Source organism: Piscinibacter defluvii (assembly GCF_004011805.1).
Taxonomy (GTDB): Bacteria; Pseudomonadota; Gammaproteobacteria; order Burkholderiales; family Burkholderiaceae_C; genus Piscinibacter; species Piscinibacter defluvii.
The window spans coordinates 320703-332909 of the sequence record NZ_RCHJ01000005.1 but is presented as its reverse complement, the minus strand read 5'-3'; the positions used below and the strand labels follow the sequence as shown (position 1 = coordinate 332909).

Sequence of the window (12207 nt, the reverse complement as noted above, 5' to 3'; positions counted from 1 at the left end):
AGCCGCCGTGCACCGGCGCGGCGGCCGTGCTCAGCCGAACAGCTGCCGCAGCGCCTGCGGCAAGGTGGCCGCGTCGGGCAGCCAGTGCGCCAGCAGCAACCCGGTGCCCACGGTGGCGGCCAGCACGATCAGCAGCGGCACGACGGTGCGCCGCAGCGCATGCCCAAGCCAGCCCTCGCGCTGCGCCTTGAAGGCCAGCGCGCTGCTGGCCGAGGCGATGGCGATCTCCACCGCCACGCCAAGCAGCACCTCGGCGCCGAACAGGCCGAACACCGCCACGCCGAAGGCCGCGGCCAGCAGCAGCGCCACGCCGACCAGCAGCGCCAGCGGCACCAGCACGATGGCGCCCTCGTCGGCGCTGCCGCCCACCTCGACCGCGGCGCCGAGCACCCTGCGGCCGCCCTGCGCGCCGAGTTCGGCCAGCGCCGAGCCGGCGTCGCCGCCCACATCGAAGCTGCCGCTGGCACCGCCGCCGCCGAAGTCACCACCGCCGCCGGAGCCGAAGCCCGGCGCATCGGGCGATCCGCCGCCCGACCCACCGGGTAGGTCGAGACTGCCGAGGTCGCCCCCGTCGGCCTCGTGGCGCGACAGCAGCCAGCGGGCCCACAGCCCGAGCAGGCCGAGGTAGACCACGTAGGCGCCGACCAGCGCCAGCGCATGCCGCAACGCCATCGAGTCGACCCCGGCGCGCAGCAGCGCATGCGACAGGCCCCACAACACGCCGAAGGTGACGAGGCCGATCGAGGTGACGTGCACGCGCAGCCAGCGCCGTTCGCGCAGGTCGGCACGCACCTGGCGCTCGAAGCGGAGCGTGGCGCTGGCGCGGCCGTGCAGCGGGCCCGGGCCCTTGCCCTTCCTCCCTGATCGATTCATGGGGGTGAGCGTAGCGGAGCGCCGCGGTGTCCGGTTCCGCCGCCCCGCGCGTCGGGGTCGATGAGACAGACGAACCTCCTGGCGCTTGCCTGGCACGCCATCGCTGCCGCACCGCTCGCTCCCAGCGCATCCGGGGCGCTCGCCGGGCCGTGGCTGCGGCGCATCCCCCGGCAGCACGGGCAGCGCGGGCCGGGCCGGCACCACACGGCGAGAATCGCCTCGATGGCCATCAGCACTCCGAGCCCCGCCGCCGCGCCGACGGATGCGCCGCGCCCGCACTCGCAGCGCCCGCGCCGCATCTTCATGCTCGGCGCCACCGGCACGATCGGCCGCGCCACGGTGCAGGCGCTGCATGCGCGCGGGCACGAGGTGGTGTGCCTGGTGCGCGCGCGTGCCGGGCTCGCGGCGCTGCTGCCCGGCGCCGCGCTGCGCACCGGCGACGTCACCGACCCGGCCTCGATCGAACGCGACGGCCTCGCCGGCGAGCGTTTCGACGTGCTCGTCTCCTGCCTGGCCTCGCGCACCGGCGTGCCGGCCGAGGCCTGGGCGGTGGACCACCGCGCGCACGTGCACGCGCTGGAAGCGGCGCGCCGCGCCGGCGTCGCTCAGGTGGTGCTGCTGTCGGCGCTGTGCGTGCAGAAGCCGCGGCTCGCGTTCCAGCACGCCAAGCTGGCGTTCGAGAAGGTGCTGGTCGAGTCCGGGCTGGACTACTCGATCGTGCGTCCGACCGCGTTCTTCAAGTCGCTGTCGGGCCAGGTCGGGCGCGTGAAGCGGGGCAAGCCCTTCCTGGTGTTCGGCGACGGCAGGCTGACCGCCTGCAAGCCGATCGCCGATGCCGACCTGGCCGAGTACCTGGCCGACTGCCTGGACGACCCGGCACGCTCGCGCCGCATCCTGCCGATCGGCGGGCCGGGCGCGGCGATCACGCCGCGTGGCCAGGCCGAACTGCTGTTCGGCCTGCTCGGCCGCGAACCGCGCCTGCGCTCGGTCAGCCCGCGCCTGCTCGATGCGATCGCCGGCGGACTCGGCCTGGCCTCACGCCTCGTCCCGCCGTTGTCGGCCAAGGCCGAGCTGGCGCGCATCGGCTGTTACTACGCCACCGAGTCGATGCTGGTGTGGGACGCCGCCGCGGGCCGCTACGACGCGGACGCGACACCCTCCTTCGGCACCCGCACGCTGGCCGCGCACTACGCCGCGCTGCTGCGCGGCGAGGCCGTCGACGAGCGCGGCGAGCACGCGGTGTTCTGAGCGACGTCAGGGGCAGACGCGGTCCGGCGCGCGCACACCCGCCACCGCGGCATGTGCGTCCAGCAGCGGCAGCAGGTCGTCGCAGGACGGCGCGGTGGCGCGGCGCATGCGCTGCACCACCTCCTTGGGCTGCAGCGTCGGGGCGCGTTCGCGCACCAGCGCCGCGGTGCCGGCCACCAGCGGCGCGGCCATCGAGGTGCCGCTCCAGGTGCCCCACAGCCCGCCCGGCAAGGTGCTGGTGATGCGCTGCCCCGGCGCAGCCAGGCGCACCCAGGAGCCGAAGTTGCTGAAGGCGGCGATGCTGCCGTTCGGGCGCGAGGCGCCCACCGAGACGAGGCCGTACACGCCCTCGGCGGCCGGGTACTGGCGCACCCGGCTGGCGTCGTTGCCCGCCGCGGCCACCAGCACCGCGCCGCGGCGCGCGGCGCAGCGCCGCTCGTCGTCGGCATAACCGGGGTCGCTGCGGTCACCCACCGGGTCGCCGGCCACGGCCGGCTGGCAGGCAGCGATGCGCGCGATCGCGTCCAGCACGTCGGTGCGTGCCAGCGTGCCCAGGCTCATGTTGATGACGTCGGCACCGTCGTCGGTGTCGGGGTTGCCGTCGGGGTCGGCGGCCCACAGCAGCGCCTCGGCCAGCACCCAGCTGTTGCCCACGCCGTCGGGGTCGAGCACACGCCCCGGCATGATGCGGGCGTTCGGCGCCACCAGTGCGATCAGGCCCGCCACATGCGTGCCGTGGCCCCAGGCCGCGCCGTTGGTCACCGCGGGCTCGCCCGCGTTGCGGTCGCCGTCGACGAAGTCGCGGCCGGGCAGCATGCGGCCGCTGAGCGCCGGGTGGCGTCCGTCGACCCCGGTGTCGAGCACCGCCACGCGCACGCCGCGGCCGGTGGCCAGGCGCTGCGCGGCCGACAGGCGCAGTGCCGCCGGAGCCCATTGCGCCGCATAGGCGTCGGGCTGGCCGATCGCCCAGGCCATGTTCTTGCGGGCCTCGGGACTGGCCTGCCGGCTGTTGGTCTCGGCCACCATCACCGTCGGCTCGAGCCGCAGCGCGTCCAGCACGTCGGCCGGCCGCGCATTGCCGGTCACCGTCAGCCGGAAGATCGGCCGCGCGCCGAAGCGGCTCGCCAGCGCCAGCGGATGTTTCGCGAGCAGTGCCTGCAGGTCGGCGCCGCGGCGCAGCTTGACCAGCAGTTCGTTGTCGATCCGGTCGGGCCCGGAGGCGGCCGCGGCGGGGCCCGCCACGGCGGCCGCGGCGGCTGCCAGCAGGGCCGCGAGCAGGCGGCGTATCGGGCGCAGGAGGCGCGTCGGGTTCATGCGGGTCTCCTCGGGCATGGGCGCATTCTAGTACAAATGTGCTTCATGCACATTTGATGGGCCATCGGGCGGCGTGTCGTGACGGGTCTCACCACGCACCCCAGAGCGAAAACGCAGCCCAGTGGGCCGGGTGCGGATGGGCGCTGCGCGTGCTCGCCTGGGCCGTGCGCAGCGCCGCCGCGGCATTCGCGCCGCCGGCCAGGGCGGCGTGGAACGCCGCCATGAAGCCGCGCGTGACGGCGTCGTCCACCGGCCAGCCGGCGGCCAGCACGCGGGCGGCGCCGGCCACGAAGAAGGCGCGCACCAGCCCGACCACCTGGTCGCCGTGCGCCCCGTCGACCCGGCCGGTGTCGCAGGCGCTGAGCACGACGGTCGCACCCGGGCGCAGCGGCAGTTCCTCGGCCTCGTCGGCGGTCAGCGAGGCATCGGCCAGGTCGAGCCGCGCGAAGCGCGGGTTGTCGGCACGGTACTGTGCGTGGCAGGCGAGGTGCACCAGGTCGGCGCCCGCCACCTCGTCGTGCAGGCGCGCCAGGCTGGCCTCGGCGCCGGTCCAGGCGCGTGCGTGCGCGTGGACCCGCGCCACCGCCTCGGCCTCGACGCCGGCGTGCGGCAGGCGCGTGGATTCGCCCAGCGCGACCACCACCTGCACCGGCCGCAGCGGCTGGCGCAGCGCCTGCAGGGCCGACTGCACGCTGGGTGCGAGGGCGAGGTCGAGCGTCGCGCCCAGCGGTGCGTTGCGCGGGCCGAGCGCGGCGAAGGGCACCCCCGCCAGCGCGCCATGCGGCACGACGATGACCCGCCCGCAGCCGGCCAGCGCCGCCTGCAGCGGCTGCCACACCAGCCGGTGCAGCGCCTCGAGCCGGCGCAGCGCGCGTTCGACCAGGGTGTCCAGGTGGCGTTGCAGCGTGCCGGCGCCGCTGGCGAGCGTGGCGAGCTGGAACTGCGCCGCCTCGGCCGCCTCCTGCACCGCGCTCGCGCCGGCCAGCCGGCGCACCAGCCGGACCGCGCCGTCGCGCAGCACGCACGCGAACAGCTCGTCGTCCAGCACGCCGAAGGCGACGATGGCGGCGCCCGGCGGCAGCGCCGCGGTGTCGAACGCCGTCGGGCGATCGGCGTCGGGCCCTGGCGCGGCCAGCACGCGCTGGCGGCGCTGGCGCTCGCCGAGTTCGGCCTCGGCGCGCAGGATCTCGCCGGTCGGCTCGCCCTCGCCGGCGCCCTGGCGCTGCGCGCGCCGGTACAGCCAGTTCAGGTGCTGGCGCAGGCGCAGCACCTCGGCATCGGGCACCAGGCCGGGTTCACGGCGGCGTTCGTCGAGGGCACGCGCGCGCCAGCGGTCCAGGTGCTGCAGCACGGCCTCCGGAGGCTCGTCGTCGAGCGCCAGGCGCAGCCGGTCTTCCCAGGGACGCAGGTGCTCGGCGCGCAGCGCCTGGCGGAACTCGTCGCCCGGCAGCGTGGCGTGCACGCTGTCGATGTCGGCGATCGCGGCATCGAGCAGCGCGCGCGCCGCCTCGTGTGCGCCGTCGGCCATCGCCAGGCGCGCCAGCGCCGCGCGGCAGCGCGCCTGCGACACGCCATCCCGGCGCGCCTGCGCGCGCGCCAGCGCCGCATCGAAGGCCTGCGCCGCCGCGCCGTCACCGAGCGCCTGCAGCGCCTCGGCACGCAGCAGTTCGCTGCGCAGTTCGCCCTGCGCCTGGCCGGCGGCCTGGAAGCCGGCGCGGGCGGCCTCGGCCTGCGTCCGCGCGGCGGTCGCATCGCCGCGGGCCAGCGCCCACTCGCCCTGCGCCAGCGCGAGGGTCGCGGCGCCGACCGCATTGCCCTGGGCGCGGAACAGGTCGGCGGCCCGCGCGAAGCTGTCCGCCGCGGCCGGCTGGCCGAGCAGGGCCTGCGCACGCGCCTGCTGCAGCAGCGCCCAGGCCTGTTCGTCGGGCAGCTCCAGCGCGGCGAACTGCGCCGCGGCGGCCTCGAACAGTGTGAGCGCCTCGCCGGCCAGGCGCAGCTCGAGGTAGGCGTCGCCGAGCTGCTTCTCGGCGATCGCCAGGTACTGCGGCAGGTCCATCTCGGCGTAGCGGCGGCGTGCCGATTCCATGCCGGCCAGGCCGTCGCGCCAGCGCCCGGCCGCCAGGTCGAGCAGCGCGAGGGATTCGTCCACCAGCGCCGCCGGCAGCGCGAGCGCGCGCCGCTGTGCACGCAGCCGGGCGCGTTCGTAGATGCGGCGCGCCTCGTCGAGCTCGCCCAGCACCGTCATCGCGTCGCCGAGCGAGATGTCGGCCAGCACCGAATGCTGGTGGTCGGCCGCGCGCGCGAACAGCACCGCCGCACTGCGGAAATGCGCCACCGACTCGCGATAGCGGTCACGCCGGAACAGCAGGTTGCCGAGGTTCAGGCTGACCCGCGCCGCGGCGGCGCTGTTGCCGAGCGCACGCAGCACGCGCAGCGCCTCCTCGGCGCAGGCCACCGCCTCGTCGTGCCGGCCGAGCAGCGACAGCGCCATGATCTTCGGCACCCGGGTCTGCGCCGCCGGGTCGGGCCGGCCGGCGCGCTGCAGGCCGTCGTGCGCCGCGTCGAAGGCCTGCACCGCCTCGGCGAAGCCGCCGCGCGTGAGCGCCGCGATGCCGGCGGTCCATTGCGCCAGCGCCTCGATCTCGTCGCGCTCGGCCGCCGCCGCGCCGGGCAGGAGCGCACGCAGCAGCTCGGCGGCGCGCACCGCCTGCGGCGGTGCCTGCTGGAAGGCGGCGTAGCAGCGCTCCTTCAGCGCCCAGGCCAGCTCGAGCCGTCCGGCACCGGCCGGCGGCAGCTCGGCCGCGCCGGCCAGCAGCCGCTCGGCCCGGGCGCCGGCATCGGTGGCGGGCAGCGTCACGGACCGGCCCGGTGCAGATCGAGCAGCGGCAGCTCGATGGCTTCGTCGGCCACCTCGAAGCTCAGGCGGTAGCGCCCCGGCGCGAGCCCGCGCAGGCGGAATTCGCCCAGTTCGTCGAGTTCGGCACCGAAGGGCGCGCCACCGCCCTCGGCGAGCGCCTCGACCCGCCCGCCGGCCGACGGACCGAGCAGCTGGCCGGCCAGGTCGAAGCCGGTGCCGGCTGCGCTGATGCGCAGGTCGACGTCGTGCGCGCCGGCGCTGAACAGCAGGTGGCGCGCGGCACCGCCGGCGCTGCGCAGGCCGAGCGCCGGTGCGGACAGCGCCGCGCTGTCGAAGCTCAGCACCGCGAGCACGCGTCGCAGCTGCGCGGCCGCACGCTCGAGCGGCCCGGGCCACAGCCCGACGGCGGCCTGCCGCCAGGCCAGCGGCGCATCGGGCAGCTCGCGCACGGCACGCCGCACCAGGGCCTCGAAGTCGTCGTCGCCGGGATCGGTGTTGGAACTCATCGCGCCTCCGGGAATGTCTGCACGACAGAGCGGCACGGGCTGCGCCGGATACATCGACTCATGGGCGCACCCCGGCAGCGTCGTAGAGCTTGCGCAGCTTGCCCAGGCAGCGGCTGCGCGTCGGCCCGAGGCTGCCGCGCGGCATGCCCATGCGCTCGGCGATGCTGTCGTAGTCGAGCGCGTCGTCGTCGTCGCGGAAGGTCAGCAGCAGCAGCTCGCGGCAGCGCTCGTCGAGCCGGTCCAGGCTGTGGCGCAGCAGGTCGAGCGACTGCAGCTCGGCGAGCTGCTCCTCGGCGCGCGGGGCGTCGTCGGCCAGGCGCTCGTGCAGCGCGGGGCGGTCGCCGTCCTCGTCGTCGCCGGCGTCCAGCGTCTCGTGGCGGCCGACCCGGCGGATCTCGCGCAGCGCCTCGCGCCGCGCGGTGGTGACGATCCAGGCCTGCAGCCGCTCGGGCTGGGCGAGCCGGGGCAGCTGCTCGTGCAGGCGCTGGAACACGGTCTGGAACACGTCGGCCGCGGTGTGGCCGTCCAGCCCGGTGCGGGTGACGATGGCGTAGACCAGCCGCTGGTAGCGCTGCACCAGCGCCCGCCAGGCCGCGCCGTCACCGGCGCGGCAGCGGGCCACCAGGCGGGCATTCTCGGCCCCGGGATCGTCCCCTTCGCTCATGGGCGCATGGTAGACCCCGGTGCTTATGGCTCACTTGCGGCGGATGCGGCAGGCGACGGTGTCGCTCGCCACGGTGCGGCCGGCGGCGTCGACGATCTTGCCGGTGACCTGGCGATTCACGACGAAGGTCGAGGAGATCGCGGTGGCGCCCTCGCGGATGTCGGCCGGGTTGCTGTCGAAGTCGAACTCGACCTCGTCGCCGATGGCCGCTTCGGCCGGCGACTGCGCGGTGTTGCCGCCCGAGACGATCACGCCGCGGTAGTTGCCGGCGGCCAGGCCGCTGCCGTCCACCGAGGCCTTGGCGCGGCTGGCGCGCACTTCGCAGGTGACGCGCACCGAGGGCGCGGCGGCGGCGGCGAACGAGGCGCCCAGCAGCAGGGTGACGATCGAGGTGGTGGCGATGCTCTTGAGGTTCATGGCGGTGCTCCGTGCGATGCGTGTCGCGGGGACCGGCCGCCGGGGGATCCGGGGCACTCGACATCGTCGCGACGCCTGCGACAGAGCCGCGGCGCCGCGTCCGGATACACCGGCATGTTGTAACAATTCGCTGCAGGCGTCGATCAGGGCGCCGCGAAGCCGTGCCGCGCCAGCACGGCCTGCCCCGCCGGGCCGAGCAGGAAGCGCACGAAGTCCTGAGCCGGCTCGCCGGCGCCGTTCAGCAGCGCGACGCCGTAGCGCGCCGCGACGTTCACCTCGGCCGGCACCTCCACCGAACGCAGCGACGGCACCTCGCGCACGGCGCTCACTGCGTTCGTGCAGTAGGTGACGAAGACGTCGGCCCGCTTCGCCTCCATCAGCGCACCGTAGACACTGCGGTCGGCCGGCGGCGGCGGCGAGGCCGGGCCACCGGTCAGCTGCAGCGCCTTGGTCGAGAGCGTCTTGAAGGCACCGGGTCGGCCCTGCTGCTCGATGCGCTCGAACATCGTCCAGGTGTAGTCGCCGGCCGGATCCGACCGGGGCTTGGAGGTGCCCAGGCGCACCGCCGGATCGAGCAGGCGCTCGACCAGGTTGGCGCTCGTGAGGCCGGCCTCGGCCGGCGCGAGCGCACACAGGCGGTTGCTCGCGAAGGCCTGCGGCGCCAGCGCCCGGCCGGCGGCGGCGAGCGCCTGCGGATGCTCCATGTTGGCCGAGGCGAACACCTGCGCCACCTCGCCGGCCAGCAGGCGGTCCTTCAGCAGCCCCGAGGCACCGAAGCCGAGCACCGCGCGGCGCCCCGGCACCTGCGCCTCCCAGGCCTGCGCCACCTCGGTGAGCGCAGTGCGCAGGCTGCCGGCGGCAAGCACCTTCACGTCGGCCGGCTGGGCCAGCGCCGCGGCAGCCAACCCGAATGCTCCCAGCCCGATCGTCAGCGTTCGCATCGCCTCACTTGTCCGCGTTCGGGAAGAACAGCTGCTCGCCGCCGATCTTGTAGGAGGCGATGCTCGCCTGCCCCTCGGGCGAGACCACCCAGTCGGCAAACGACTGGGCCAGGTCCTTCTTGACGTGCGGGTGCTTGGCCGGGTTCACGACGATCACGCCGTACTGGTTGAACAGGCGCCTGTCGCCCTCGACCAGGATGGCCAGCTCGCCGCGGTTCTTGAACGCCAGCCAGGTGCCGCGGTCGGCCAGCACGTAGGCGCCGGTCGACGACGCGATGTTCAGCGCCGGGCCCATGCCGCAGCCACACTCCTTGTAGCCGGCCACCTTGCCGACCGGCGTGTCCAGCCCGGCGGCCTTCCAGTAGCGCAGCTCGGCGGCATGCGTGCCGCTCTTGTCGCCGCGCGAGACGAACTCGGCCTCGCCGGCGGCGAGTTTCTTCAGCGCCTCGACGATGTCGCTGCCCTTGGTGCCGGCCGGATCACCCTTCGGGCCGATCAGCACGAAGTCGTTGTACATGACCGCGCGGCGCTCCAGTCCGAAACCCTCGGCGACGAACTTCTCCTCGGCCACCTGGTCGTGCACGAACAGCACGTCGGCATCGCCGCGCCGGCCCATGTCCAGTGCCTGGCCGGTGCCCTGCGCGACGACGCGGATGTCGATGCCGGTCTTCGCCTTGAAGGCCGGCAGCAGGTGCGCGAACAGGCCCGACTGCTCGGTGCTGGTGGTCGAGGACATCACGATGAACCTGTCCTGCGCGTGGGCGGCAAGCGTGGCGAGGGCGAGGCCGAACGCGGCGAGCGCGCGGCGGGTCAGCTGGTGTGCCATGGCAGTTCTCCTTTGAGGAACTGGGCGGCGCGCTCGGGCAGCGGGCCATCGAAGAAGCGGGCGGTCGGCAGGTCCGCATGGATGCGGCCGCCTTCCAGGTAGACCACGCGGGTGGCCAGGCGCTTGGCCTGGCCGAGGTTGTGGGTGCTCATCACGAGCGTCATGCCGTCGGCCGCGAAGCCGGCCAGCAGCGTCTCGACCTCGCGCTTGGCGCTCGGGTCCAGGCTCGCGGTCGGCTCGTCGAGGAACAGCAGGCGCGGCTGCACCGCCCAGGCACGGGCCAGCGCGAGGCGCTGCTGCTGCCCGCCCGACAGCGCACGCGCCGGGCGCCCGTCCAGCCCTTGCAGGCCGACGCGTTCCAGCGCCGCCTGCGTACGCGCGGGCCACTCGCCACGCGGCACGCCGGCGAGCCAGAGCGCGAGCTTCAGGTTGGCCGCCACCGACAGCCGCATCACGAACGGGCGCTGGAACACCATCGCCTGGGCGCGCTCGGGCACCCCGGCACAGCGCCGGCCCTCGTGGCGCAGCAGGCCGTGCAGCACGCGCAGCAGCGTGGTCTTGCCCGAGCCGTTCGGGCCCACCAGGGCGACCACCTCGCGCGGCGCGACCTCGAGCGAGACCTGCTGCAGCGCCTGCACGCTGCCGAAGCGCACCGAGACGTTCTCGAGGGCTAGAAGCGTCATCTAGCGCACTCCTGCCAGCGCCGAGCCGTGGCCGCGCTGCGCCAGGCCGAGGAACAGGTTGACGACGCCGACGACCAGCAGCAGCACGATGCCCAGCGCCATCGCGAGCGGCAGGTCGCCCTTGCTGGTCTCCAGCGCGATGCTCGTCGTCATCACGCGCGTCACGCCGTCGATGTTGCCGCCGACGATCATCACCGCGCCCACCTCGGCGATGGCGCGGCCGAACGCGGCGATCAGCACCGTCAGCACCGCCCAGCGGTCGTGCACCAGCATCAGCAGCGCGCAGGTCAGGGGCCGCCCGCCCATCGAGCGCAGCTGGTCGCCGCCGTCGCGCAGCGCGTCGCCCACCAGCTGGCGCGTCAGCGCGGCGATCACCGGCGCGACCAGGACGGTCTGCGCGATCACCATCGCGGTGGGCGTGAACAGAATGCCCCAGGAGCCCAGCGGCCCGCTGCGCGACAGCAGCAGGTAGACGACCAGCCCGACCACCACCGAGGGCAGCGCGAGCAAGGTGTTCAGCACCAGGATCAGCGCGCGATGGCCGGGAAAATGCGCGACCGCGAGCCAGGCACCCGCGACCAGCGCGAACAGCGCGGACAGCAGCGTCGCCGTGCCGCTGACGCCCAGCGACAGCGCGACGGTGCGGGACAGGACGGGATCGGCATGCAGGATCAGGTCGGTGGCGGTACGGACACTCTCGAGAAAGGCACTCATCCGGGATCTCTCATACTGCGCGGGATTCTCCACGGACCCTGGACCCCGAGACCATATGAACCGTCATGCATAGGGTGCAGCTGACGTACACGCTCAGCGGCGAGCCCGGCGCGCTGCCCGACCTGCATCACCCGCTGATGGCGCTGCTGGGAGCGGTGCACGACACCGGCTCGATCAGCGGCGCGGCGCGCCGGCTGGCGCTCTCCTACCGCCACGTCTGGGGCGAACTCAAGCGCTGGGAGGGCGAACTCGGCCAGGAGCTGGTGCTGTGGGTCAAGGGCCAGCCGGCGCTGCTCTCGCCCTTCGGTGAGAAGCTGCTGTGGGCCGAGCGGCGCGCCCAGGCGCGCCTGGCGCCGCAGATCGAGGCGCTGCGCAGCGAACTCGAGCAGGCCTTCGCGATCGCCTTCGACGAACGCGCCGGCGTGATCCCGCTGACCGCCAGCCACGACGATGCGCTGCCGCTGCTGCGTGCGCTGGCCCAGCGCGAGGCGCAGCTGCACCTGGACATCGGCTTCAGCGGCAGCGTCGACGCGCTCGCCGCGCTGAACGACGGGCGCTGCCTGATGGCAGGCTTCCACGCGCTGATCGAGTCGCCGCTGCGCTCGCCGACGGCGCTGGTCTACCGGTCGATGCTCAAGCCCGGCCAGCACAAGCTGGTGTCGTTCGCGCAGCGCATCCAGGGCCTGATGGTCGCGCCGGGCAACCCGCTGCGGCTCGCCACGCTGGCCGACCTGCAGCGCCCCGACGTGCGCTTCGCCAACCGGGCACGCGGCACCGGCACGCGCGTGGTGTTCGACGAGTTGCTGGCGCGCAGCCGGATCGCACCGGCGGCGATTGCCGGCTACGAGCAGGCCGAGCCCTCGCACCGGTCGGCCGCCGAGGCGGTGGCCAGCGGCATTGCCGATGCGGCGCTGGGCATCGAGCCGGCGGCGCGCTCGCGCGGTCTGGATTTCGTGCCGCTGGCGCTGGAGCACTACTTCCTCGTCACGCTGCAGCACGCCCTCGACCAGGCGCCGGTGCAGGCCCTGCTCGCGCTGCTGCGCAGCGAGGCCTGGCGCGCGCAGCTCGAGCTGCTGCCGGGTTACTCGGCCGAGCGCAGCGGCGAGGTGCTGTCGCTGCGCCGCGTGCTGCCGTGGTGGACCTACAAGACGCCCAAGGCCTGAC

Annotated in this window: 12 protein-coding genes; 2 read left to right on the top strand and 10 right to left on the bottom strand. The window is 74.8% G+C overall.

Going from position 1 to position 12207, the window contains the following annotated elements; translation table 11 throughout:
• Positions 1 to 30: 30 nt before the first annotated feature.
• A complete protein-coding gene (locus D9C15_RS17045; protein WP_127999378.1) occupies positions 31 to 873 on the bottom strand; it encodes a hypothetical protein in 843 nt (280 codons plus the stop codon).
• A 222-nt stretch (positions 874 to 1095) separates the two neighbouring features.
• On the opposite strand from D9C15_RS17045, the gene D9C15_RS17040 reads away from it, so the two are divergent.
• Positions 1096 to 2121, top strand: coding sequence for an NAD(P)H-binding protein (locus tag D9C15_RS17040; RefSeq protein ID WP_205854828.1), 1026 nt, complete (start codon positions 1096 to 1098; stop codon positions 2119 to 2121).
• Between the two features lie 6 nt (positions 2122 to 2127).
• Here D9C15_RS17040 and D9C15_RS17035 read toward each other — a convergent pair whose 3' ends face one another.
• The 9 genes from D9C15_RS17035 to D9C15_RS16995 all read right to left on the bottom strand — a co-directional run bounded on the left by D9C15_RS17035 (position 2128) and on the right by D9C15_RS16995 (position 11043).
• Positions 2128 to 3453 (bottom strand): S8 family peptidase, encoded by a 1326-nt coding sequence (locus D9C15_RS17035; protein ID WP_127999376.1) that lies wholly within the window; start codon positions 3451 to 3453, stop codon positions 2128 to 2130.
• A 70-nt stretch (positions 3454 to 3523) separates the two neighbouring features.
• Positions 3524 to 6292: a CHAT domain-containing protein gene (locus D9C15_RS17030; RefSeq protein ID WP_127999374.1), complete on the bottom strand. Its 2769-nt coding sequence runs from the start codon at positions 6290 to 6292 to the stop codon at positions 3524 to 3526.
• Positions 6289 to 6798 (bottom strand): carboxypeptidase-like regulatory domain-containing protein, encoded by a 510-nt coding sequence (locus D9C15_RS17025; RefSeq protein ID WP_127999372.1) that lies wholly within the window; start codon positions 6796 to 6798, stop codon positions 6289 to 6291. The genes D9C15_RS17030 and D9C15_RS17025 overlap by 4 nt, the downstream gene beginning before the upstream one ends.
• Positions 6799 to 6856: 58 nt before the next feature.
• On the bottom strand, positions 6857 to 7462 hold the full coding sequence (locus D9C15_RS17020) for an RNA polymerase sigma factor (protein WP_127999370.1): 606 nt from the start codon (positions 7460 to 7462) through the stop codon (positions 6857 to 6859).
• Positions 7463 to 7492: 30 nt separating this feature from the next.
• Positions 7493 to 7879 (bottom strand): hypothetical protein, encoded by a 387-nt coding sequence (locus D9C15_RS17015; protein ID WP_127999368.1) that lies wholly within the window; start codon positions 7877 to 7879, stop codon positions 7493 to 7495.
• A 143-nt stretch (positions 7880 to 8022) separates the two neighbouring features.
• Positions 8023 to 8820, bottom strand: a complete 798-nt coding sequence (locus D9C15_RS17010) for an extracellular solute-binding protein (protein ID WP_127999366.1) — start codon at positions 8818 to 8820, stop codon at positions 8023 to 8025.
• A 4-nt stretch (positions 8821 to 8824) separates the two neighbouring features.
• Positions 8825 to 9646, bottom strand: a complete 822-nt coding sequence (locus D9C15_RS17005; RefSeq protein WP_127999364.1) for an ABC transporter substrate-binding protein — start codon at positions 9644 to 9646, stop codon at positions 8825 to 8827.
• The gene (locus D9C15_RS17000) at positions 9631 to 10329 is read right to left on the bottom strand and encodes an ABC transporter ATP-binding protein (RefSeq protein ID WP_127999362.1); all 699 of its coding nucleotides are present in this window, start codon (positions 10327 to 10329) and stop codon (positions 9631 to 9633) included. Before D9C15_RS17000 ends, D9C15_RS17005 begins: the two co-directional genes overlap by 16 nt.
• Positions 10330 to 11043 carry an ABC transporter permease gene (locus D9C15_RS16995; protein WP_127999360.1) on the bottom strand — a complete coding sequence of 238 codons (714 nt, stop codon included), beginning with the start codon at positions 11041 to 11043 and terminating at the stop codon, positions 10330 to 10332.
• A 65-nt stretch (positions 11044 to 11108) separates the two neighbouring features.
• Here D9C15_RS16995 and D9C15_RS16990 point away from each other — a divergent pair, with 65 nt between their 5' ends.
• Positions 11109 to 12206 (top strand): substrate-binding domain-containing protein, encoded by a 1098-nt coding sequence (locus D9C15_RS16990; protein ID WP_127999358.1) that lies wholly within the window; start codon positions 11109 to 11111, stop codon positions 12204 to 12206.
• Position 12207 lies beyond the last annotated feature (1 nt).

Bases quoted from the DNA above. Each gene is read 5' to 3' on its own strand.
- D9C15_RS17045 (WP_127999378.1), bottom strand. From the start codon at position 873: ATGAATCGATCAGGGAGGAAGGGCAAGGGCCCGGGCCCGCTGCACGGC.
- D9C15_RS17040 (WP_205854828.1), top strand. From the start codon at position 1,096: ATGGCCATCAGCACTCCGAGCCCCGCCGCCGCGCCGACGGATGCGCCG.
- D9C15_RS17035 (WP_127999376.1), bottom strand. From the start codon at position 3,453: ATGCCCGAGGAGACCCGCATGAACCCGACGCGCCTCCTGCGCCCGATA.
- D9C15_RS17025 (WP_127999372.1), bottom strand. From the start codon at position 6,798: ATGAGTTCCAACACCGATCCCGGCGACGACGACTTCGAGGCCCTGGTG.
- D9C15_RS17020 (WP_127999370.1), bottom strand. From the start codon at position 7,462: ATGAGCGAAGGGGACGATCCCGGGGCCGAGAATGCCCGCCTGGTGGCC.
- D9C15_RS17015 (WP_127999368.1), bottom strand. From the start codon at position 7,879: ATGAACCTCAAGAGCATCGCCACCACCTCGATCGTCACCCTGCTGCTG.
- D9C15_RS17010 (WP_127999366.1), bottom strand. From the start codon at position 8,820: ATGCGAACGCTGACGATCGGGCTGGGAGCATTCGGGTTGGCTGCCGCG.
- D9C15_RS17005 (WP_127999364.1), bottom strand. From the start codon at position 9,646: ATGGCACACCAGCTGACCCGCCGCGCGCTCGCCGCGTTCGGCCTCGCC.
- D9C15_RS17000 (WP_127999362.1), bottom strand. From the start codon at position 10,329: ATGACGCTTCTAGCCCTCGAGAACGTCTCGGTGCGCTTCGGCAGCGTG.
- D9C15_RS16995 (WP_127999360.1), bottom strand. From the start codon at position 11,043: ATGAGTGCCTTTCTCGAGAGTGTCCGTACCGCCACCGACCTGATCCTG.
- D9C15_RS16990 (WP_127999358.1), top strand. From the start codon at position 11,109: ATGCATAGGGTGCAGCTGACGTACACGCTCAGCGGCGAGCCCGGCGCG.